A 22,772-nucleotide genomic window follows, 5' to 3' on the forward strand; every position below is an offset into this window, starting at 1 on the left:
GTTCGTTGCAACCGGTCTTCCAGCGTTTTTGCATAACTCGCGACCTTCAGTTTAAAGCGCTTGGTCAGGCTATTCTTTGCCAGCTTCAAAGACTGCACAAGCAAACGCGCCGACAAGTTCAACGGCGTGATTTCCAAGTTAACGGCCATACGTGTGCGGGTGCGTGACAGGGCCATCAATTCAATGACAAAATCAGCATCGATGCCAGATGACTTACCCTTGAAAGCCATTTCATTTGGCGATTCAAATCGCACCAATTCTAGCGCGATATCGCGTTTGCGCCCGCGCAATTCAAAGGCAACTTGCCAACACAGGCCCACACTGGCCTTCTTCAAATTGTCCGTGCGCCGCACTTCAATTCCACGACGCATGGCCTGGCGTTCGAACCCTTCAAAATCGCGCAAGGCCTCAAAGACCTGCTCGATTGGGGCTGAAACGTCTTCTCGGGTCGTGAATTTCATGTGCTGCGCCTGTTTCGTGTCTTTTTTGTAGTTTCTGATTAATCCAACGTGTCCGCAAGCCAGTTTTCCAGCAAAAAGTGTGCAACCGCCCCTTTGCGCGCAGGCAGGATGGTGTCGTGTTCTCCTGCAAAGATTGTCATCATTTCTTCTCTGGTCACCCACATCGCGGCCTCGATTTCGACCGGGTCGATTGTGATTTCGTCACTGGTCGCTTCGCCTCGGCACCCAAACATAAGTGACGCAGGGAATGGCCATGGCTGGCTGGCCAAATAGCTCACCGCACCCACGCGCACACCGGCCTCTTCGAAGACCTCGCGTCGCACGGCGGCTTCTAGGGTTTCGCCCGGCTCAACAAAGCCGGCCAACAGCGAAAACATGCCTTCCGGCCAAGCGGGCGAACGCCCCATGAGCACAGAATTCCCGCGGGTGATCAGCATAATCACAACCGGGTCAGTCCGAGGGAAATGGTGCGTCCCGCAGGCCGGGCACGTGCGTTGCCACCCCCCCGACGCGATTTCGGACGCAGCACCACATTTTGCGCAGAACCCGTGCGCAATATGCCAGCTGAACATTGCTTTAGCAGTGGCGGCCAATTCGGCATCTCGCGCATCCAAAAACGTCATCACGCGGCGCAGTTCAACAAAAACTTCATCCGGTCCGCACGCCGGGTGGCGCTGTTCGCTTGGGTCCATGAAGCCGCCCAATTGCGATTCATCTAATTCCTCAGGCGTCCAAGCTGACAGCTCATGTGCAAATCGTGGTGCACCGTCTTCGCGGCCCAGAAATATTGGCGGATCAATCGCATCAACAAGGGCAGGATGATCCATGCCTACACGCATCAGGCGGACAGATTGGTCGTTGTGGACCAAGGGTTTGCCGCGCCAAAAAAGCATAGTCCGCGCAGCGGGATCCACCGCAGCAGCCGCCAACGCCGCCGGGTCTGCGCGCAATTCGCCCGCACGGTCCAAGGCAGAGCCTCCAAAAGTCACTGTTTCGGCGTGCCGCATGGTTTTTGCCCTTTTTCCCTGTTGTGTCATGTACCGTGCGCCTAGGCTTGGCATGGGCTGGGGCCGTGTGCAATGGTTCCCAATGTGTGTGCCATTGGCCACCGCTTTGTTGGCCTCGCGTCACGTGGGCTTGCCTTAACTCTACCTATAAGTGCATTTGGTGCTATGGGTTCTCCTCAGACCATCAGTGACTTACGCATTCTCGCTACAAGTGACGTGCACATGCACATCACGGGGTGGAATCCATTGCGAAATGACACCTCTGCGGACCGCGGTATGGATATGTTGGCACTCCGCATTGATGCTGCGCGACGCGATGCGCCCGGCGCTTGTGTGTTGCTCGACAACGGAGACTCGCTGCACGGCACCTCTGTTGGCACCACTTGCGCGACTTGGCCTGAACATGCCGTCCACCCATGGCCCGCCCTGCTGAATTCTTTGGACTATGATGCCGTCGGCTTAGGCAACCATGACTTTGATTTTGGCGTTCCGTTTCTGGAAAGCATCGTCGCACAGACGCGAGCGCCGACGGTGTGCGCGGGTTTTGCCAGCGGCAGCATTGAAAACGTAGCGGCAACTACAACCGTACACCGCACTGTCACCTGTTCGGACGGTACAAAGCGCGTTTTAAACATTGGCATCACCTCTGTATTGCCGCCGCAAACAGCGCTTTGGAACTACAGGCACTTGTCTGGCGTGATCCACTTTGAAGAAGGCGTAACAGCTGCTCAGAAGGCGGTCGTGCAATTGAAACAAGACGGCGCGGACGTGGTTATCGTCCTGTGTCACAGCGGGATATCAGCATTTAACGGCAATGAAAGCGAGAACTTTGCAGCCGTTCTGGCTCAAGAGGTCAAAGGCATTGACGCGTTGATTATGGGGCATACGCATCAGTTGTTCCCACTTCCCGGCGGGCCTCAGTCGGTGCACGGCGTCCCTGCCGTCATGCCCGGTTTTGGGGCCGAAGCCCTTGGCGTTATCGACCTTCGCATCAAATGGGATAGCCATGGCTGGCATGTCGCGCAGCACAAAGCAGCACTGCACACGATTTGCCCAAAAGACACACCACGCTCCGACATCATCAATCTGGCAGCACCTGCCATTGCCGCCACAAACACAGCCCTTGATGTTGAACTGGCCCAAACTGAGACAGGGTTTCACAGCTATTTCAGCATGCTGCAATCGGACGTGTCTGGCGCAATGATAGCCCGTGCAATGACACGCTGCATCGCAGGTCAGGTCGCAGGCACAGCGCTGTCAGAATACCCTTTGATTGCGTCTGTGTCGCCAGCAGCCTTGGGCGGGCGTGCAGGCCCGCGCAATTATGTCGAGGTCGAACCCGGCATCGTGCGCGCCCGAGATATCGCCACCTTGATCCCACATCCCAACACCATCTGGGCTGTCACGTTGCAAGGCGCTGATTTATGGCGTTGGGCGGAACGCTCTGCCGGATATTTCGCGCCAGAAAAATGCGCGCAAAGCCGTTTGGTCGACCCCAATGTGCCGTCATACAACTTTGACACATTGCACGGGCTTGAGGCCGTTATAGACCCATTTCAACCTGCCAAATACGATCCCTTTGGGCGTTTGATCGATACAAAGGCAAAACGGGTGCTCAGCCTGACGTATCAGGGCCAACCCGTCGATCCAAAGCAGCCGTTTTTGCTGGCCGTAACAAGTTATCGTGGCGCTGGGGGCGGTGGTTTTCCCGACCTGCCGGGCGATCCTCATGTGCTGCGAACCCATGTCGATTTGTTCTCGGCGGTGTGCGACGACGTGGCATGTGCCCCCATGCCTGCTGCCGCAACCCGTTCAGCCTGGCACTTTGCGGACGCGGGCCGCACACGTGTCACGATTGAAACATCCCCTAATGCGCGCACACACCTTCATGACATCACAAGGTTTGAACCCAAGGTCATCAAAGTGAATGACGCGGGCTTTTTGGAACTTAGCGTGGTCCTTTAATCGCAGCGCTTGCATGCGCGCATTGGCGCGACTATATCACTGCTTGAGAGGTTGGCGCGGGCAGGCGCCTCGCCAACCCGGTCAGATCCGGAAGGAAGCAGCCGTAACGAGCCCCGCTTGGGTCGTTGTCAATCTCTCACCTTAGCGCACCTTGCACCGCAAGGCGCGCGGACGCCCGCCCGCAGTTGGTAAAAATCCACAAAAGGGTCGGCTTGGTCATAGACCAATCACTACACTCTTTTTTCCGGTCCTTAATCTGTGGACGTCACCGCACGCGCGCCCTACTCTTGGCACGTCACAACGAATCCGAGGCCCATGTCAGACACAGCCCCAAAATATCAGGTATTGGCCCGCAAATACCGCCCCGAAACCTTTGCCGACCTCGTCGGCCAAGACGCAATGGTGCGCACGCTGAAAAACGCGTTTCAAGCGGATCGGATCGCGCAGGCCTTTGTGATGACGGGCATCCGTGGCACCGGCAAAACAACCACAGCACGAATTATCGCCAAGGGCATGAACTGCGTCGGCCTTGATGGTACGGGCGGGCCAACAACCGAACCCTGCGGACAATGCGAACCTTGCCGCGCGATCATGGAAGGGCGTCATGTGGACGTTCTGGAAATGGACGCCGCCTCGCATACCGGGGTGGGTGACATCCGCGAGATTATCGATTCGGTGCACTACCGCGCGGCCTCGGCCCGATACAAAATCTATATCATCGACGAAGTGCACATGTTGTCGACCAGCGCCTTTAACGCGCTGCTGAAAACGCTCGAAGAACCCCCCGAGCACGTCAAATTCATCTTTGCCACCACCGAAATTCGCAAAGTTCCGGTGACGGTGCTGTCGCGGTGCCAACGCTTTGATCTGCGCCGCATCGAACCCGAAGTGATGATCGCATTGCTGCAAAAGATTGCCACCGCCGAAGGTGCTGAAATCGCTGATGACGCTCTGGCGCTGATCACCCGCGCAGCCGAAGGATCAGCCCGCGATGCGACATCGCTGCTTGACCAAGCGATTAGCCACGGGGCGGGCGAAACCACCGCCGACCAAGTGCGCGCAATGCTGGGTCTAGCAGACCGTGGTCGCGTGCTTGATCTGTTTGATATGGTCCTCAAGGGCGATGCCGGTGGCGCGCTTACAGAACTTGGCGCGCAATATGCTGACGGCGCAGACCCGATGGCCGTGTTGCGCGATCTGGCAGAAATCACGCATTGGGTGTCCGTGGTGAAAATCACGCCCGAGGCCGCCGATGATCCGACCATTTCCCCCGATGAACGCAGCCGTGGCCTGACCATGGCCGAAACCCTGCCCATGCGTGTCCTGACTCGCCTTTGGCAAATGCTGCTCAAGACCTTGGACGAAGTCGCCATGGCCCCCAACGCCATGATGGCCGCCGAAATGGCCATTATCCGACTGACACATGTTGCAGACCTGCCCAGCCCGGAAGAGCTGGTGCGCAAGTTGCAAAACGCAACGCCGCCTGCCCCGGCCGCGGCACCCACAGCACCAAACGGAGGGCCCTCTTCGGGCGCGCAGGCCGTGGCACATACCAACACGCATGCCGTGTCACAACCCAACGCATCAGGCCAAACAACCGCGCTTGCACTGGACCGAGACACGGCACTGGCACGCTATCCCACCTTTGAACATGTGCTTGAACTGATCCGCACCAACCGCGACGGCAAGTTGCTGATTGATGTTGAAACCGACTTGCGCCTTGCTGCCTATCAACCCGGTCGCATCGAATTTGAACCCGGACCAACTGCACCCCGTGATCTGGCCCAAAGGTTGGGGCAACGATTGCAATTTTGGACTGGCAATCGCTGGGCCGTGACCTTGGTCAACGAAGGTGGTGCGCCCACAATCGCCGAAGTACGCGATGCAGCCGACCTTGCGTTGAAATCACAGGCCGAAGCACATCCGCTTGTGCAGGCGGTTTTAGCGCAATTCCCGCACGCCAAAATCACCGACATTCGCACGGCACAAGACATCGCAAACGCAGCCCAAAACGAAGCGCTGCCCGAAGTGGACGACGAATGGGATCCTTTCGAAGAGGACTGATGCTGGCTTCTTTGCCGGGTGCGGCGTCAGCGGAAGTCTGCGATAAAGTACGCCCCTATTGGGACGGATCGCACACTAACATGTTCGAAGAAGTCATCGGGCAACTGGCCAACCCCTTTGCCGCACTTATCGTCGTTCTATCGATCCTTTTTGTTTTGCAAAGAAAATTGATCTTTCTTTTGTTCGGAACTCTACTCATCTGCGTCTATGCTTTATTTTTTACCGATCCGTTGTTTCTGGACGACGTCAATTGGGCCGCGAAACAAGAAGGCTGCATCGGCAACCAAGAAGTGTGGTGGGCGACACTTGCCGGAATCGGATTGTTTGGTCTAATTCGAGCAAGCCGAAAGATGCTAAGGGGTTGGGCATGAAACTTGCGTACATAGGTAGCGTAATTGTGGCTCTGCCGGGCGCCGCATGGGCCGAAATCTGCGACAAAGAACGGCCCAATTGGGATGGCACTGATGTGACAGCGATCGGCGAAGCGTTCACGCTGTTCACGACCCCAGTCGCTCTGGTCGTACTCGCGTTCACGATCATCGCTTTGCGTTTCCGCAACCAATGGATGGGCTTGGGCGCTGTTTTAGGTTGGACCGGGTTCATTGCCCTCATCACGACCGCGGATCCGACGGGTACCCGTAATTTAGCGATCGCCGAAGGCTGTATCGGTTCACCCACCTTGTTCATCGCTGTGGTCGCTGCGATATGTGTAGGGACAGTGATCTATACCAAGCCGCGCAACGCGGACGATTAACATTCAGGAGGCAGCAATGCTCAAAGGACTTGGCGGGCTCGGCGATATGGCCGGAATGATGAAAAAAGCGCAGGAAATGCAAACCAAGATGGCGCAAATGCAGGACGATTTGACGAACGTGTCCGTCGTTGGCGAATCTGGTGCTGGTTTGGTCAAGGCAACGGCCACTGCCAAAGGTGAACTGACAGCGCTTGATATCGACCCATCGATTTTCAACGGTGACGACAAAGAAGTCGTCGAAGATTTGATCCTTGCCGCGATCAAAGATGCACAAGCCAAAGCCGCCGAGAAATCCCAAGAAGAAATGGGCAAGCTGACCGAAGGCATGGGCCTGCCGGCTGGCATGAAATTACCCTTCTAAAAAGCTGGCCTCAAATATCTGATATTTCGTTGGCCATTCTTGGCGAAAAAGCGCGCGCCCCTGGTGGGGGGCCATCATCCGTCGGTACAGAAAACACCGGACTGTTTCGCCCCCGGCGCAGGCCAATGACCAAGGCCAGAAACGTCATGTAGATGGTAAAGGTCAAACTTAACCTCGCAATACCTTGGCGAAAGGTCAGACCAGAAGCACCACCATTACCGACCTGCGGATCACCTTGTTCCAAAGTCGCATCTGTTGCTGTGTTTTGCGCCTTTGCATTTGTATCGGCCAAACATGATGTACGAATGGCATTCGCCAGATGCTTCACATACGCAACATCGCGCCCATCAAGCACCCACCCTGAGCCGTTCACCAAAGCGCTTGATAAAGTAAGCGTCGCAAGTGCGGCCCGTTGATCCGCGCGCCCCAAAGTCCCCTTCATTTCACGCTCAACCGCAGTTACATCCATGCGCTGCAAGGCCTGACGCAACCGTGCACGATGATAGGGACTGACCCGCCCACCAGTGTCTTGAACCGACGAAAGTGTCGCACTGATCAGGCGCATTGGGGCGGAATAGTCGCATGCCCATGCCCCATAAGGCAGCCAAACAACCGCAAGCGCCAAGCCTAAGTGGAAAAGAAAACGCGTCATAAGCCCCCGGTACAAAGTTCATTTCCTGCCATGCTATGTCCCGTTTGTTGAAAAGCGGTGAACATAGCCTCAACCCCTCAACAAATTTCGCACCTTCCTGTTCTCCCCAAAGCGCAATAGGTTTGCACCCCATGAGCAGCACGCGCGATATTGATGCCCTGATCGACATGATGGCCAAACTGCCGGGGCTTGGCCCCCGTTCTGCGCGGCGTGCCGTGTTGCACCTGATTCGCAAACGCGCGCTACTTTTGACGCCGCTTTCAGATGTGATGCAGATTGTCGCCGCCACGGCCCGCGAATGCATGAATTGCGGCAACGTAGGCACCACCGACATCTGTGACATCTGCACATCGCCCAAACGCGGCAATGGCGAATTGTGCGTCGTCGAGGACGTGGCCGACCTGTGGGCGATGGAACGTTCGGGCGTGTTCAAGGGACGTTATCATGTGTTGGGGGGCACGCTGTCTGCCCTTGATGCCGTGGGTCCCGAAGAATTGCGCATCCCGCGGTTGATTGACCGGGTCGCGACCGAAGATATCTCAGAAGTGGTTCTGGCCTTGAACGCCACCATCGACGGCCAAACCACGGCGCATTACATCGCGGACCAATTGGACGGACAAGTAACCCTAACGTCGCTGGCCCAAGGCGTGCCGATTGGCGGAGAATTAGACTACCTTGATGACGGTACGATCACAGCGGCGATGCGGGCACGTAAAGCGCTTTAAGTGCAGCTGTGGGTTGCATGTGATTTCAACCACACGATAGCATCAAGCGGTCAAACATAGATGTATTGACCTAAGCTAAGTGGTTGGGCGCATGGAAGTACTATTTGGGCTCTTATGTTTTTGGGTCGTCGTTTACATTGCGTGGCACCAGTTGCGGAGTATAGCCAACCGCATGTTTCGGCTTTCGCGTCGGACGCGACGCCAGACTCGGCAGACTACACGGCCAACAACTAGGAGGCCCCAACCAAACGCGCCAAAACCGCAGGTAGCGCAGAAAAAACGCACCTCAACACCATACAAAAAACCGGCGCGACCTAGAGCGGACATGCCCGTGATCGAAGGGCCAGCTTTTGTCGTGGATGGCGACAGTCTTGTCATCAAAAAGACCGAAATCCGCATCTACGGCGTCGATGCGCCTGAATTGAACCACCCCTACGGAAAGAAAGCAAAGTGGGCCATGGTCGCGTTATGCAAGGGCCAGCAGGTGCGTGCCAAAATCATCGAAAAAGATGTGCATGGGCGGGCCGTTGCCATGTGCTTTTTACCGGATGGGCGGGATTTATCCGAAGAGATGGTCAAACTTGGGCTTGCGTTGGATTGGCCGAAGTACTCTGAAGGCGATTACCGTACGTTCGAACCGGAAGGCGTGCGCAAGAAATTGTGGCTGGCAGACGCGCGCCAAAAAGGACGCATGTACGTGTGGGCCCAATTTGACGCGCACCAGAAAGCACGCGCCCAAGATCAGGCGAAATAGCTGTCGAACCCTGTGATGGCGGCTTGCAGGCCTTCATCTGTGACGTCTTTGTGCAGCACAAACCGTGTGGTCCCAGTTGCCCCGCTCAGGCGTACGCCATGCCCCGCCATATGCTGCTGCATCGCAGGTGTCACACCACCCTTGGGCGTGAAAAAGATCATGTTGGTGGCCTGTTGCACATCGCCGTACGCTGACAACGTTTGGCCCAAACGCTCGGCGCGCATGCGGTCTTCGGCCAGTCTGTCAACGTTGTATTCCAATGCCAACTGCCCAGCAGCCGCCAACAGACCAGCTTGGCGCGTACCACCACCCAACATCTTGCGCCAGCGCCGCGCACGGTCAATCACGTCGCGCGGGCCGACCAAAACGGACCCAACCGGCGCGCCCAAGCCCTTGGACAGACAAATCGAAATCGTGTCAAAGATGCCCGCCAAATCAATTTCACTACAACCCAGCGCCTCGACTGCGTTAAAAAACCGCGCGCCGTCCAGATGGACGGACAGGCCAGCATCACGCCCGGCATCCGCCGCCGCCATGCAGCGTTCCAAAGGGACAGCCAGACCGTTGTGCGTGTTCTCAAGCGTCAATAGGCGCGACATCGCGTGATGCGAGTCGTCCTCTTTGATGGCCGCGCGAATGGCGTCAGGTTCCAAACCTCCGTCAGTCGCGACCGCAAGTGGATCAAGGGCAATGCCGCCCAGCACTGACGCACCGGCTGCCTCGTATTTCCAAATATGGTAATCCTTGCCGGTGATGATTTCTTCGCCCCGCGCGCAGTGCGATAGCAGGCCCACCAGATTGCTTTGCGTGCCCGAGGTCAGGAACAACCCCGCCTCTTTGCCAAGGCGCTCGGCCAAGGATGCTTCGAGGCGATTGACGGTTGCGTCTTCGCCGTACACATCGTCGCCCACTTCGGCGTCCGCCATCGCGGCACGCATTTTGGCGTCGGGGGCGGTGACGGTATCGCTGCGCAAATCGCAAATGATCTGGGTGGCAGGGGCATCCTGCGTCGCGGCATATTGGTTCACTGGGCAGCTCCTTAAACGCAAACGGGCACGCCCAGCCTAGGCGCGCCCGTTCAGATAATAAAGGCCGATCAAGCGATCAGGGCTGTTCGTCTTCGTCGTCGCCACCGCCTTTTGGCAGGTTGAACAGGCTATCCGCGTCAACGAGGGTCGATTTGTCCTCATCATCTTCGTCATTGCTGACATCCATGGACAACGAGAACGTCTCAAGACCCTCAATCGCTGTTGGAATCTTGGGCTCTGGATCCATGCCAAGGGATTGTTCTGTGCTGACCAGCTTGCGACGCTCGTCATCTGTCATCACCGGTTGATCGGCGGCCTTTTTGGCGGCGGCCTTTTGCACAGCAGCGTCCAGTTCAGACTGTTTGGTCAGGCCAAGAGCAACTGGATCAACAGGTTGGATGTTGGAAATATTCCAGTGTGACCGGTCGCGAATCGCTTGGATCGTCGGTTTGGTCGTGCCTACAAGTTTCGAAATCTGACCATCGCTTAGTTCAGGGTGGAATTTCACCAACCAATAGATCGCAGCCGGGCGATCCTGACGCTTGGACAACGGCGTATAACGTGGACCGCGACGCTTTTCTTCGCCTTGAGCCGCCGCGTAAAATTTCAGGTTCAGCTTGTGCAGCGGATCCTTTTCGGCGGCATCGATATCTTCTTGGGTCAGCTGGTTATTGGTAACGGGATCAAAGCCTTTGACGCCAGCGGCCACATCGCCATCAGCAATGCCCTGCACTTCAAGTTCGTGCATCTGAACAAAGTCCGCGATCTGTTTGAACGTCAGTGTGGTGTTGTCCACAAGCCAAACTGCGGTGGCCCGTGCCATGATCGGTTTTGCCATTGTCATGCTCCTTCGCGCATATCTTTCCCGTCGCCTGAAATCGGCGGCTCTGGCTGGCAGAGCGGGTTACCATTGTGGGGGAACTTGGCTGGGATATAAGGGGCGGAAAGAAAAAAGGAAAGCCTTATGCGTGTTCTGCTGATCTGGATGTTGCTGGCCCTGCCCAGCTGGGCCGAAGGCGAAAAGTCCGGAGCATTTGATTATTATGTGCTTTCGCTCAGCTGGTCGCCCAATTGGTGCGCCTATGAGGGCGACGCGCGCGATTCTGATCAATGCGATGCACGCCATGATCACGGTTGGATCATGCATGGGCTGTGGCCGCAGTTTCATAGTGGGTTTCCAGCCTATTGCCCCACAAACGAACGCGCGCCCTCACGCGGCATGACGGCGGATATGGCTGATATTATGGGCACGTCTGGCCTTGCTTGGCATCAATGGAAAAAGCATGGGGTGTGCACGGGTCTTTCGGCCTCGGCTTACTATGCGTTGTCTCGAGAGGCCTATGAACGCGTCGTGCGCCCGCCAGTGTTCCGCAAACTCGACAAAGAAGTAAAAGTGCCCGCCGCCGTGGTAGAAGACGCCTTTTTGCAATCCAACCCCGACATGGAAGCAGACGGGGTAACCATCACCTGCCGCGATGGTTTTATCCAAGAGGCACGTATCTGCCTGTCTCGTGATTTATCCCCCGTGCCCTGCGGCCAAGACGTCGTCCGCGACTGCCGCGCGCGCGATGCACGGTTTACGCCGGTGCGGTAAATGTACCGGAAATGAACGACACTGTCTGCGTGATCCTTCCGACATATGCAGCACCGAATTGCTGAAAAGATATGAATGTCCTGTCGTGCTTTTTGGGTCGGTGAGGTCTCGAAAAAAGCTAGCAGGTCACACCCTGTGAAATTGGCCAACTGGCTGACTTTTTGACGCACACCAGATCTAAGCTGCAAGCCGTGTAAAAGGCCGTTACGCGGGACAAAAAAGTCATTCACAATTGGGCATTACTTCGCTACGAATAAGAGGCCGTTTACGTAAAAATCAAGTTTGGAAGCATTTTGGACGAATCCAATATACGTTCAGGCCGATGCGCGTGCGGGGCAGTAACCTTTTCAGTCAAATCCCCAAAAACCTATGGCGCATGTCATTGCAAAATGTGTCGCCGCTGGTGTGGTGGTGTCTGGATGGGGGTTGTTTGCGATGAAATTATAAAGATCGACGGTGCGATAACACACTGGAAATCTTCGAACATAGGTTCACGTGGCTCATGCACAGTATGTGGATCATCAATTTGGCATAAACCGCGACATTCCAAGAAATATACGTTCGGCCAAGGTCTCTTTGATGATCAGGATGATTGGGTTCTAACCAGAGAGATTTTTTCCGAGGATAAGCCGATCCATTATACAATTTCGCAAGATCAACAGGTCGCTTTTACTGGATGGGGAACGCTTATCGCACTCATTTTAGGAAAGCTTCCAAAGTAACACTGGGCTCGTAGCCGACTTTCGCTGCAAGATGCTTCATCGTCGTTTGTGCCAGGTAACGACGCAAACACCATGTTCACTGAAACAGCAATTGAACTCGATTAGCTTGCTTCACGATGGTTCAAAGCTTGGCCCTTACCCGCCTTAAATCTCGATCACAGTTGAACCCGTCGTTTGCCGTGCTTCAAGAGCGCGGTGGGCGTTTGCGACATCGTCCAACTTGAACCTTTGATCGATGCGCAGGGTCACGTCGGCAGATGTGACTTTGGCAAACAAACGCTCTGCCATGGCGCGTAAGGTTTCGGGGTCTGCGATGTGGGTGAACAGCGTAGGCCGTGTCACTTTGAGAGACCCCTTTTGGCCCAACATACCGATGTTAATGGGCGGCACTGGACCCGACGCATTACCAAACGACATCATCATGCCCAAAGGTTTCAAACAATCGAGTGAGCCATCAAACGTATCCTTGCCGACCCCATCCATCACTGCATCGACGCCCTTGCCATCCGTCAGCTCTTGGACCTTTGTCACAAAATCCTCGGCCTTGTAGTCGATGCAATGCGCGGCCCCACGATCCAGCGCCAATTGGCACTTTTCTGCCCCTCCAGCGGTCCCAATTAACGTGATCTTTTCGGAGCGTGCCCATTGGCAGGCAATCATCCCAACCCCGCCCGCAGCCGCCTGAAACAAGACCGTATCCCCGGCTGTCAAAGGCGTTGTGCGGTGGAACAAGTACTCGGTCGTCAAACCCTTAAGCATCATCGCCGCCGCCACATCAAAGGGCACCGCATCGGGCAATTTGACAACATGGGCCGCAGGCATCACCCGCGCTTCGCTATAAGCACCCGGAGGGTTGGCCGCATAAGCCGCGCGGTCGCCCGCAACTAGATGCGTCACACCGTCCCCGACAGCCTCAACCACCCCGGCCGCTTCCATACCCAACGCATGGGGCAGCGCCATCGGATAAAGACCCGAACGCTGATAAACATCGATAAAGTTCAATCCGATCGCCTTGTGCGCCATCCTGATCTCGCCCGGCCCGGGTTCGCCTACGTCACGTTCGATCAGGCGAAACTGCTCTGGCCCGCCGTGAGCCTCGATGATTGCGGTCTTTGCCATGCGGGAATCCCCTTTTGTCTATTTGTCATTCAACGGCCAAGTTGGCTGCATCTAGCCGCCTGCCACTTCCAACACGATCTTGCCGATGTGCCCGCTGCTTTCCATACGGGCATGCGCATCCGCTGCCCTGTCCAATGGGAAATCGGAATCCATGACTGGTCCAATCCGACCCGCCGCAAGCAATGGCCAGACCGCCTCGGATAGATCCTGCGCGATGCGGGCCTTGGCCAGATCACTTTGAGGGCGCAACGTACTGCCTGTCATCGTCAAGCGCCGCATCATCAATGGCGCCATGTTCAATTCGACCTTGGGCCCTTGCAAAAATGCGATCTGCACAAGGCGCCCATCATCCGCCAAGGCACTCAGATTGCGCTGGATATACGGGCCGCCAACCATATCAAGAATAACATCAGCGCCACCTTGTTCCTTCATCACCTCAACAAAATCGGCATCGCGGTAATTGACGGCCACCTCGGCACCCAGATCACGGCACGCCTGACATTTTCCGTCTGACCCGGCGGTCACAAAAACCCGTGCGCCAAAGTGATGCGCAAGCTGGATCGCGGTGGTGCCGATACCACTGGAACCCCCATGGATCAAAATACGCTCGCCGCCCTTCAACCCGCCCCGCACAAAGACGTTAGACCAGACAGTAAAGAAAGTTTCGGGCAGGCAGGCGGCTTCTTTCAACCCCATACCTTCCGGCACCGGCAGACAATGCGCTGCGGGCGTCGCAACATATTCGGCGTAGCCGCCACCCGGCAGCAAAGCTGTCACTTGGTCGCCAACCTTCCAACCGCTCACGCCACTGCCCAAAGCCACAATAGTGCCCGACGCTTCGAGGCCGGGCAGGTCACTGGCAGTGGGGGGCGGATTGTAAAGCCCTGCGCGTTGCAAGGCATCCGGGCGGTTCACCCCGGCCCAAGCCACCTTGATGACCACTTGCCCATGGGCGGGGTCAGGGCGCGGGCGTTGGACGGGTTTCAATACCTCCGGCCCACCGGGTGCTGAGATTTCGATTGCGCGCATTTCTTTGGTCATATCATCCGCTCCGTTTTGGGCACCGTATCCCCAATCGGTTCAGAAAAGAAAGCCACATGCGTATCTGTGCAAAACGGCGCAGACGGACCTATTGGCCGTCAGACCGCCAATGGCCTGGCAAATCTGGGTTCGCCATGCGTTGGGGTGCTTTGATCTGCCCAAGCAGCCAATTTGGACCGGCCAAGACGCCACTTAACAGTTTGCTGTCACGCACCTGCGCTTTGACCTTTTCGATCTGCATGACGTCGCTGATACGGCGCTCAAGAAACGCCCAAGTGGCCTGATTGTCGGCACTGTCATCGCCCAACCAAAATAGGATCGTAGCGCTGTAAACGCCAGACAACGTCGCGCGCTTGGTGTACCAATTCACATCCTCAGAGGTGTCGCCCAGCGTATCCCAAATCTTGTCCGCCGTTCCCCAAATGGCCTTGGCACCGTCCGCAGCATGCATCGGCAACGCGAACAATGTCGTCCCCCGGCGCACGGCCTCTTTGTCGCTCACGGCTTCGATACGGAAACGCACCCCTGCTGCTATTTTGTCGCTAAAACGCTCGGGCAGGACGTCAGTTTTAAGACGTGCCACCATTGCGGCGTCCCCGCGTGCGTGAAAGGCCAATGCCAACGTGACCGCGCCTCGAGGGCACAGTGCCTGCACCATAGCAGGGTCGATGTCTGCATCCCGTGCTGCAGCCTGTAACGTTGTTTCAGACCAACCATCAAAAGGCACATGAAGCAACGCCGCATCGAGCAAACGTTCAAGATTCGGGTTCGAAGTATACATCATGTCCTAAAGCTAGGGCGCGATCACGAACGAAGCAAGAGTACACCCCCTGCCTGCGTCCTCATGCCCTTTCACCGCCCGCCATCTCCAAGACCACACAACACGTCACCCCAGTCCCTCGATTGCGCGGGACGCTGCCAACGCTCGGGCATTGAACGTGCACCAATCCGCCTCAAATTCGGCACGGCGCATGACGCCCTTGCTGCCACGGGTTGCTGCCGTCCATCCCTTCTTGCGCCACTCAAGGCAAAATAAGGAGAATATCCATGTCCGTTGCCAGTACTTTTGAACGCATGATGCTTGATCTGATCAATAACGAACGCGCCTCAAGCGGGCTCGATCCACTCACGCTTGAAAAACGCCTGAATGACGCAAGCGAAGATCACAGCGTCTGGATGGATGAAACAAACATTTTTAGCCACACGGGTATTGGTGGTTCAGATCCCGGTGACCGGATACGCGATGCAGATTTTGAGCTGTCCGGCAACTGGACGTGGGGCGAGAACATCGCATTCCAATCTGAACGCGGAGCGCCGGGTATCGCTGATGATGTTGCTGACCTTCACGAGGCCCTGATGAACAGCCCGGGCCATCGGGCAAACATTCTGAACCCCGACTTTGACTTAATCGGCATTGGGATCGAAGAGGGAAATGGGCGTGGTTATGACGCGGTCTATGTGACACAAAACTTTGCCAGCACGTCCGCCCCTGTGCAGCTTGACCTGCAGGCAGCACCATCAAGCGATCCGTTTTTGGGCACAACAGGACGCGACGTTTTAGTCGGCAATAATGGAGACAACCAGATTACGGGTATGGCAGGTAACGACACGCTGACTGGCGGCGCAGGACGTGACAATCTGCAAGGCGGGACTGGCAATGATTTCCTAGCTGGAGGAGCAGGCATCGACACGTTGTTTGGTGGAAACCATCAAGATCGAATGCATGGCGGTGGCGCCAACGATATCCTTCGTGGCGGCAATGGCAATGACCGCTTGCATGGCAACGCAGGAAACGACGTGCTTTTGGGCGGCAACGGCAACGATCGGTTAAACGGCAACCATGGCAATGACAAACTCACTGGCGGCGCAGGGAGTGACACGTTCATTATCAGTATGGGCAGAGACACAGTGGCGGATTTCAACCCGGACCAAGCGGGTGAACGCATCGACCTAAGCCGCGTCGAAGACATTGTCAGCTTTTCCGACCTGATGCGCGATGGTCACTTGGCACAAAGCGGCGCAAACACCGTGATCGACAACTTTGATGGCGCAGTCACGGTGTTGCAGGGCATTACGATGACCGAATTGGAGGCCAGTGATTTTGTCTTTTGATGTTGAGCTTATGCCCCGTTGTTTTCAACCATTGTGGTGCTGGACAGAGCATCAGGGGTTTGCTATAGGCCAGCTTCCTGCAAATCCTTGCAACTCGAAACTAGAAAGGTGGTGACAACCACATGCAGGTTAGTGTTCGCGACAACAATGTCGATCAGGCTCTCCGAGCTCTGAAGAAAAAGCTCCAGCGCGAAGGCGTTTTCCGTGAAATGAAGCTCAAGCAACATTTCGAGAAACCCTCCGAGAAAAAAGCGCGCGAGAAAGCTGAAGCGATCCGCCGTGCCCGCAAGCTGGCACGCAAAAAAGCGCAACGCGAATTGTGATGTAAATCACCCTCGCGACGTGCAGACAGTTACAACCCCCGTGGCCCAGCCGCGGGGGTTTGTTTTTGTGATCGTTCCAATGCAAACAAAATTGCAGGTAAAAATCCGCAAACCCACCAGCTTGAAACCACAATGAATTAACGACACACGGCTATTGATCCCTTCACTTTATCACCGGTGAGGATCGACAATGACGGACTTGCAAAACAGATTACGCGAGGATTCAAAGAAATTCTCGATCCGACGTTATGCTGTTCCTGTCATCGTCCTTTGTATGTTGTCCGGTATTATCTTGTTTGGCGTCAGTCTGTTGATAGAAAGGGCCGTCAACAGCATCATTCGGACGGATGCCGAACATTCAGCCTCGCGTTGGGCCGAACAATTTGATGCCGTTTTACCCGATCTTGAATCGATGCTGGCAAGAGGCGAATTGACCATCGAACAACAAGACGTCGTCGATTCGGCGACCTCTTATTCGGGGGTTTTCTCGTTTCTAGTTTTTGATCTTGATGGGATGCTAGCATATTCATCTGACTACGGCGTGGTCGATTCAACGGAAGAATCCAATTTCGATCAAAGCGCATTAGATGTCGCCGCCAACGAACATCCCTTTTTCGATATCATCCAACGCGAGCAGCAGTCAGGACTGACAAGCGTCTATGTTCACGCCTACGTTCCTGCCTTGAATAAAGATGGGACACCTATGGCTGTGATCAGCCTGTACCTCGAAAAAACCAGACACGCAGATGCGTTCCGTACCATTATGAATTGGATCGGCTTCGCTTTGCCACTTCTCAGCGCGGCATTATACGCCATTCCTTCGATCGCATTTTTGGCCATGCGTGAAAAGGCACATGCTCGCGCCCGACGGGCCGCGCGTTTGTCGCGCTTTGATCAGCTGACTGGCGCACTTAATCGGCACTCCCTGTCAGTGGAAAGCAAGCAAATTTTTGCCAATCGGGCAGCCGACAGCCTCACCGGTGTCATTTATTTGGATGTTGATAAGTTCAAGAATGTGAACGATGAATTTGGCCACGAGTTTGGCGATGCATTCCTGCGTCACATTGCGTCGACCCTCATGGAACACGTCCGTCCCTTTGACTTTGTGGGGCGCATGGGTGGTGACGAGTTTGTGGTTACTCTGCCTGATATCAAGCACGCGAACATGGTCCACATCGGACAGCAAATTTTATTCGCCGCGCGTCAGCCCTTTGAATACAACGGCATGACCATCAAATCCAGCGTCAGTATGGGGTACATTCTGGCCGACACGAACGTTAAAGCAAAGGATGCTTTGCGCGCTGCCGATCTTGCACTTTACCATGCAAAATCGACCGGCCGTGACAGCCTTGTTGAGTACTTTCCGGAATTGGATACTGCTATGATCCGACGCCGAGAAGTAGAAGCGCGCATGCACGAAGCCGTTGAAAAGAACGAGTTTGAAACGTACTTCCAGCCGATCGTCAGCCCCAAAGACAATTCCGTCCTAGGTTTTGAAACGTTGCTGCGTTTGCAAAGCCGGGATGGTGTTCCCATTTCGCCCGCTGAATTCATTCCTATCGCGGAAGAAACCGGCATCATCCACGACATTGGCTGTTTGACGTTGCGCAATGCGATGGTGACGGCCAAGACTTGGCCGGATCATATATTTATTTCTGTCAATCTTTCACCTGCGCAATTCAACCGCGGCACCTTGGTTGAAAATGTGTCAAATGATTTGAAAGAGTTCGATTTCCCGGCCAGCCGGCTTGAACTTGAAGTCACCGAAGGACTGCTGATGTCCGACGAACAATCTGTATCTGATCAATTGGTTGGCCTGAAATCACTCGGGGTGTCCATCGCAATGGATGATTTTGGAACCGGGTACTCAAGCTTGGGATATTTGTGGAAATATGATTTCGACAAACTGAAAATTGATCAAATCTTTCTGGAAGGGTTGGATTTCGATCAAGATCGCTACCGCGAAATCATCGAAACGATTGTTATTTTGGGTCACAAAATGGGCATGAGCGTGACCGTTGAGGGGGTCGAAACCCAATCGCAAGCAGGCATACTCGACGCGCTCAATTGTGACCATTACCAAGGCTATTTGTATGGCAAACCGATGCCCGCTGACGAAACACTCGCTGCGATTGCTAGGCTCGGATCGAACAAGACAAGCCTTACCGGGTAACATCACCCGTCATCGACGAGGGTTTGGTGTTTGGCATCTTTGACCTACCGACATTAACGACGTCAGGTGTACTGCGCGCATGCATTGAGGTTCCTTGAGGTTTTTAGGTATTTTACGTGGAAGCTTTGGTGGGCCCGGGTCACAGGTACGGCTATCTATGTTTATTCTTCATCTCTGAAAGTACCAAGGGTCGCCTAATTTCAGGTTGGCGTACATTGTGCGACTTTCCGGCTTTGCTAGGATTTCCTTGAAACCAAAGCGCGCTCGGCCTACCACGTTTCAATCTGGATGGAGACTTCATGCCCCGCACGCACCGCAAAACTCTCACATGACTGCACAGTCGCGTTCAATGCTGCAAACCCTTGGTTGGCAGCCCTTCTTTGCCGATCAAGTCAGCCCAAAGACGCAACAATCGACCCCGCCCGTGCGTGTGATGGAGGTCAGGCGCAATGCGCTTTACCTGCGCGGAGACGGCATCGACGACACTGTGCCCCCTCGTGCAGACGTCACAGTGGGCGACTGGCTATTGTTGGATCGTGACACCCCGGCGGCAAGCGCAGTTTTAGAACGCAAAAGCCTGATCAAACGCCGCGCCCCTGGCCATGATCGTTCGGTGCAGTTGATCGCAGCCAATATCGACACGGTTTTCATCGTCACGTCATGCAATCGCGATTTCAACGTCGCGCGTCTGGAACGCTATATCGCGTTAGCATTTGATGCGGGGATTACCCCGGCGATCTTGTTGACCAAGTCCGATTTGGTCACCGATGCGCACACCTATGTAGATGCCGCGCAGGCGATCTCTGAACAGGTGTCGGTAATCGCCCTTAACGCAAAAAGCGAGGCACCGCGTGCAGCGCTTGCAAAGTGGTGCGGCGCAGGCAAAACGGTTGCGTTCCTTGGGTCTTCGGGCGTCGGAAAATCGACACTGACCAATGCGCTGGCCGGTAACGATAGCATTGAAACCCAAGCCGTTCGCGAAAGCGACGCACGTGGTCGGCACACCACCACTGGGCGGCAAATGCACGTGATGCCGGATGGGTGTCTGGTGCTGGACACGCCCGGCGTGCGCGAATTGCAATTAACGGACGCAGCCGCCGGCATCAGCGATGTGTTTGCCGACTTGCAAGAGCTGACCACGCAGTGTCGTTTCAACGATTGCAAGCATACGGTTGAACCCGGTTGTGCCATTCAAGCCGCACTGAAGGCCGGAGATGTCGACCCCGCACGATTGGCGCGTTGGCGTAAGCTGATGGAAGAAGAGGCGTTCAACTCCACCAGCATCGCACAACGCAAGACCAAGGACAAAACACTGGGCAAGACGATCAACCAGATCCAGAAACAGAACCGCAAACGGTATTAAAATCAGGCAACACCCCAAACAAAAAACGGCGCCCGAAAGCGCCGCTTGTTTGTCCGGTTTAAGACTGCGATCAGCCTTTCCCTTTCCACGGGACAAGAATGCTTTCGGCCCAGCGCATCAGCATATCAATACCAAAGCCAATGATGCCAATCAGGATGATACCCATCAGTACGATCTCGGTCAGCTGGAACTTGGACGCCACCATGATCATCATGCCAGCCCCCTGCGACGCGGCGACCAATTCGGCGGCAACAACCGTACCCCAGCAGACGCCCATAGCCACACGCGCGCCCGTAAATATTTCGGGCAGCGAATTGGGCACAATCACATGGCGCATAATTTGCGCCTTACTGGCACCCAGACTGTAAGCGGCATGCACTTTGGAAATCTTGACACCGGACACGCCTGAACGCGCCGCAATCGCCATGATCCACAACGCAGCAAGGAACAGCAGAATGATCTTGCCGTTTTCACCAATGCCGAACCAAATTATGATCAACGGTATCAACGCCAAAGGCGGTACCGGGCGCATGAATTCGACAATCGGGTCAAACCAGCCCCGCGCCCAATTGCTAAGCCCCATGGCGTATCCCAGCGGTATCCCAATCAGCGCGCCAAAGAAGAAACCCACAAACACGCGGAACAGCGAATACCCCAAATGCTCCCATAACGAAAAGTTACGAAAGCCCTCGTCGGCGATGCGCAAAACACGTGACCAAACACCCTCGGGCGAAGGCAAATACAACGGATCCATTTGCAAGCCTGTCGCGGCCTTGAAATTTGGCGTGCCTTTGTCGGTCAACGTCACTTCGCCGCCGTCCACTTCGACCGTGCCACCATTGGTAATTGGTGTGCCGTTGATCGCAATAACCTTCGCGCCGTCTTTCTTTTTGATCAGGTCGTTGGACTGCACTGCAATCACACCCGACCCCCACTTTTTGATGACGGCAGAGTCGTTGGTGGCAAAGCCTTCACCCGCTTCAACCTCGGGCTTTGCAGGCGCTGATTCACTGTCATAAACGATGACGGACACAGTGCCTGTGTCTTCGGCACCTGATGCATCCACGGCCGTGTATTCGAAACTGGTGTCGCCCGAAAACGGCCCCGGCATGTGCAAAAACTGCGGTAATAGGGACGAACCTGTAAAGGTGCCCCACATGAAAAACACCGTCAAAACCGAAATCACACTGGCCGCCCGGTTGGGGGTCACAGCGCTTTCGTCACCAAAGGTGACTGTTTTGAGTGACCCGTAATCGTTGCGCGCCGCACCAGCGGCCACTGCGCGTACAACAAAAAAGGCGATGGCAAAGATCGCGACATATAGAAGAAACGGGATCATGTTGCTCTCTCCGAAAACTGTTTCAAGCGATTGGCTTCGTGTGACCGTTTCATGCGCTCGGCTCCGTGCGGCCCATAATTTCTTCTTCCATATCCCAGATCATGCCTAGGATTTCTTCGCGCCGTTCGCCGAATTCCGGGTGCTTTTTCACCTCGCGCAGATCGGCATCAACGCCCATTTCTGCAAACGGCAAACGGTATTCTTTGTGGATACGACCGGGGCGCGGGGCCATGACGATCAGACGTTCACCCAGCAACAACGCCTCTTCGACCGAGTGGGTGATGAGGATGATGGTTTTACCCGTCTCTTTCCACAGCTTCAGCACAAGGCTTTGCATCTTTTCGCGCGTCAGCGCGTCCAACGCTCCAAGCGGTTCGTCCATCAAAATGACATCTGGGTCATTGGCCAAACAACGGGCCAAAGCCACACGCTGCTGCATCCCACCAGACAATTCGTACACGGCTTTTTCTTTGAAATCCTGCAAGCCGACCACATCAAGCAGATGGTCGACGGTCTGGTTCTTTTCCGCGACAGGCATGCCCTTCATTGATGGGCCAAAGCCCACGTTTTCACGCACCGACATCCATTCAAACAAAGCACCCTGTTGGAACACCATGCCGCGTTCAGCGTCGGGGCCGTGAATTTCATGCCCGTTCAGAGTCATAGCGCCGCCCGTGGGCGCAAGAAACCCTGCCACGATGTTCAAAAGCGTCGTCTTGCCGCAGCCCGACGGACCAAGCACGCTCAACAATTCGCCCGCTTTTAGGTCAAGCGAAACATCCTGCAACGCCTGCACTGCACCACCGTCTGGCAGATCAAAACGCATCGAAAGGTTTTGGATTGAAAGTCCGGACATAGATCCCCATCAGTCACTTGGTCGGGTTCGGCCTTTGCTGGGACACGAACAGCCCCGCTTTGCACTTACCCTGCTGCAAGGCGAACGCACCGTCCACCTCGAATTAAAAAAGGGCCCGCGTACAGAATGCACGCGAGCCCCCTTTGATTGGCTATTATTTAGCCGCTTCCAAAGGCGCTGTGTTCACCGCACCTTCATAGCTGTCCAATGCGCCATCGATCGAACCGGAGGCCACGAACACGTCTGCGACACCCTTCATGAAGGCAGCAGCGTTGCCACCCAACCAAGCACCGCTTAGCTGTTCGTCAACAGTTGGGAAGGTGAAACCGGCCAGCGTTTCGGCAGTCGCCGCTTCGTCC

23 protein-coding genes, 1 other RNA gene and 1 pseudogene are annotated in these 22,772 nt (G+C 55.4%); 14 read left to right on the forward strand and 11 right to left on the reverse strand.

Annotated features, from left to right (window positions below; translation table 11 throughout):
- Together ABJF76_RS13735 and nudC are read right to left on the reverse strand one after the other, a co-directional pair.
- Positions 1-461 (reverse strand): SRPBCC family protein (locus ABJF76_RS13735; RefSeq protein WP_413822592.1); only part of this gene is annotated, 461 nt, incomplete at its 3' end.
- Positions 462-499: 38 nt separating this feature from the next.
- Positions 500-1,468 carry an NAD(+) diphosphatase gene (nudC, locus tag ABJF76_RS13740; protein ID WP_413820362.1) on the reverse strand — a complete coding sequence of 323 codons (969 nt, stop codon included), beginning with the start codon at positions 1,466-1,468 and terminating at the stop codon, positions 500-502.
- 165 nt (positions 1,469-1,633) lie between these two features.
- On the opposite strand from nudC, the gene ABJF76_RS13745 reads away from it, so the two are divergent.
- The 6 genes from ABJF76_RS13745 to ABJF76_RS13770 all read left to right on the forward strand — a co-directional run bounded on the left by ABJF76_RS13745 (position 1,634) and on the right by ABJF76_RS13770 (position 6,612).
- On the forward strand, positions 1,634-3,433 hold the full coding sequence (locus ABJF76_RS13745) for a 5'-nucleotidase C-terminal domain-containing protein (RefSeq protein WP_413822421.1): 1,800 nt from the start codon (positions 1,634-1,636) through the stop codon (positions 3,431-3,433).
- 44 nt (positions 3,434-3,477) lie between these two features.
- Positions 3,478-3,575, forward strand: an RNA gene (ffs, locus tag ABJF76_RS13750) — signal recognition particle sRNA small type.
- 173 nt (positions 3,576-3,748) lie between these two features.
- A complete protein-coding gene (locus ABJF76_RS13755) occupies positions 3,749-5,497 on the forward strand; it encodes a DNA polymerase III subunit gamma/tau (RefSeq protein WP_413820360.1) in 1,749 nt (582 codons plus the stop codon).
- Positions 5,497-5,868: a hypothetical protein gene (locus ABJF76_RS13760; RefSeq protein WP_413820359.1), complete on the forward strand. Its 372-nt coding sequence runs from the start codon at positions 5,497-5,499 to the stop codon at positions 5,866-5,868. Before ABJF76_RS13755 ends, ABJF76_RS13760 begins: the two co-directional genes overlap by 1 nt.
- A complete protein-coding gene (locus tag ABJF76_RS13765; RefSeq protein ID WP_413820358.1) occupies positions 5,865-6,251 on the forward strand; it encodes a hypothetical protein in 387 nt (128 codons plus the stop codon). Before ABJF76_RS13760 ends, ABJF76_RS13765 begins: the two co-directional genes overlap by 4 nt.
- A gap of 16 nt (positions 6,252-6,267) precedes the next feature.
- Positions 6,268-6,612 carry a YbaB/EbfC family nucleoid-associated protein gene (locus ABJF76_RS13770; protein WP_413820357.1) on the forward strand — a complete coding sequence of 115 codons (345 nt, stop codon included), beginning with the start codon at positions 6,268-6,270 and terminating at the stop codon, positions 6,610-6,612.
- Between the two features lie 10 nt (positions 6,613-6,622).
- Here the strand turns inward: ABJF76_RS13770 and ABJF76_RS13775 are convergent, their stop codons facing one another.
- Positions 6,623-7,264, reverse strand: a complete 642-nt coding sequence (locus ABJF76_RS13775) for a hypothetical protein (RefSeq protein ID WP_413820356.1) — start codon at positions 7,262-7,264, stop codon at positions 6,623-6,625.
- Between the two features lie 131 nt (positions 7,265-7,395).
- Here ABJF76_RS13775 and recR point away from each other — a divergent pair, with 131 nt between their 5' ends.
- Positions 7,396-7,989 (forward strand): recombination mediator RecR, encoded by a 594-nt coding sequence (gene recR, locus ABJF76_RS13780; protein WP_413820355.1) that lies wholly within the window; start codon positions 7,396-7,398, stop codon positions 7,987-7,989.
- A 325-nt stretch (positions 7,990-8,314) separates the two neighbouring features.
- Entirely contained in the window at positions 8,315-8,743 is a 429-nt protein-coding gene (locus tag ABJF76_RS13785; protein ID WP_413820354.1) for a thermonuclease family protein, read from the forward strand.
- Here the strand turns inward: ABJF76_RS13785 and ltaE are convergent.
- Entirely contained in the window at positions 8,731-9,771 is a 1,041-nt protein-coding gene (ltaE, locus tag ABJF76_RS13790; protein ID WP_413820353.1) for a low-specificity L-threonine aldolase, read from the reverse strand. The genes ABJF76_RS13785 and ltaE overlap by 13 nt on opposite strands.
- 76 nt (positions 9,772-9,847) lie before the next feature.
- Positions 9,848-10,609, reverse strand: a complete 762-nt coding sequence (locus tag ABJF76_RS13795; RefSeq protein WP_413820352.1) for a DUF1013 domain-containing protein — start codon at positions 10,607-10,609, stop codon at positions 9,848-9,850.
- Between the two features lie 126 nt (positions 10,610-10,735).
- On the opposite strand from ABJF76_RS13795, the gene ABJF76_RS13800 reads away from it, so the two are divergent.
- Both ABJF76_RS13800 and ABJF76_RS13805 read left to right on the forward strand, forming a co-directional pair.
- Positions 10,736-11,365: a ribonuclease T2 family protein gene (locus ABJF76_RS13800; RefSeq protein WP_413820351.1), complete on the forward strand. Its 630-nt coding sequence runs from the start codon at positions 10,736-10,738 to the stop codon at positions 11,363-11,365.
- Between the two features lie 293 nt (positions 11,366-11,658).
- A complete protein-coding gene (locus tag ABJF76_RS13805) occupies positions 11,659-12,087 on the forward strand; it encodes a GFA family protein (protein WP_413820350.1) in 429 nt (142 codons plus the stop codon).
- A gap of 144 nt (positions 12,088-12,231) precedes the next feature.
- Here ABJF76_RS13805 and ABJF76_RS13810 read toward each other — a convergent pair whose 3' ends face one another.
- From ABJF76_RS13810 to ABJF76_RS13820, 3 genes are all read right to left on the reverse strand, one after another.
- Positions 12,232-13,206 (reverse strand): quinone oxidoreductase family protein, encoded by a 975-nt coding sequence (locus tag ABJF76_RS13810; RefSeq protein WP_413820349.1) that lies wholly within the window; start codon positions 13,204-13,206, stop codon positions 12,232-12,234.
- Between the two features lie 51 nt (positions 13,207-13,257).
- Complete coding sequence (locus ABJF76_RS13815) at positions 13,258-14,247, reverse strand: NAD(P)H-quinone oxidoreductase (RefSeq protein WP_413820348.1); 990 nt, start codon at positions 14,245-14,247, stop codon at positions 13,258-13,260.
- Positions 14,248-14,335: 88 nt separating this feature from the next.
- Positions 14,336-15,031, reverse strand: coding sequence for a COQ9 family protein (locus ABJF76_RS13820; protein ID WP_413820347.1), 696 nt, complete (start codon positions 15,029-15,031; stop codon positions 14,336-14,338).
- 263 nt (positions 15,032-15,294) lie between these two features.
- On the opposite strand from ABJF76_RS13820, the gene ABJF76_RS13825 reads away from it, so the two are divergent.
- From ABJF76_RS13825 to rsgA, 4 genes are all read left to right on the forward strand, one after another.
- Positions 15,295-16,359, forward strand: coding sequence for a CAP domain-containing protein (locus ABJF76_RS13825; protein ID WP_413820346.1), 1,065 nt, complete (start codon positions 15,295-15,297; stop codon positions 16,357-16,359).
- Between the two features lie 122 nt (positions 16,360-16,481).
- Entirely contained in the window at positions 16,482-16,682 is a 201-nt protein-coding gene (rpsU, locus tag ABJF76_RS13830) for a 30S ribosomal protein S21 (protein ID WP_413820345.1), read from the forward strand.
- 190 nt (positions 16,683-16,872) lie between these two features.
- Complete coding sequence (locus ABJF76_RS13835) at positions 16,873-18,855, forward strand: putative bifunctional diguanylate cyclase/phosphodiesterase (protein ID WP_413820344.1); 1,983 nt, start codon at positions 16,873-16,875, stop codon at positions 18,853-18,855.
- Positions 18,856-19,183: 328 nt separating this feature from the next.
- Positions 19,184-20,218 (forward strand): ribosome small subunit-dependent GTPase A, encoded by a 1,035-nt coding sequence (gene rsgA, locus ABJF76_RS13840; protein WP_413820343.1) that lies wholly within the window; start codon positions 19,184-19,186, stop codon positions 20,216-20,218.
- A 70-nt stretch (positions 20,219-20,288) separates the two neighbouring features.
- On the opposite strand, the gene ABJF76_RS13845 is transcribed toward rsgA, so the two are convergent.
- From ABJF76_RS13845 to ABJF76_RS13855, 3 genes and pseudogenes are all read right to left on the reverse strand, one after another.
- Positions 20,289-21,557 (reverse strand): ABC transporter permease subunit, encoded by a 1,269-nt coding sequence (locus ABJF76_RS13845; protein WP_413820342.1) that lies wholly within the window; start codon positions 21,555-21,557, stop codon positions 20,289-20,291.
- Between the two features lie 49 nt (positions 21,558-21,606).
- A complete protein-coding gene (locus ABJF76_RS13850) occupies positions 21,607-22,413 on the reverse strand; it encodes a taurine ABC transporter ATP-binding protein (protein ID WP_413820341.1) in 807 nt (268 codons plus the stop codon).
- A gap of 154 nt (positions 22,414-22,567) precedes the next feature.
- Positions 22,568-22,772 (reverse strand): annotated as a pseudogene (locus ABJF76_RS13855) (taurine ABC transporter substrate-binding protein); the annotation flags it as partial.

Source organism: Tateyamaria sp. (genome assembly GCF_039940735.1).
Taxonomy (GTDB): Bacteria; Pseudomonadota; Alphaproteobacteria; order Rhodobacterales; family Rhodobacteraceae; genus Tateyamaria.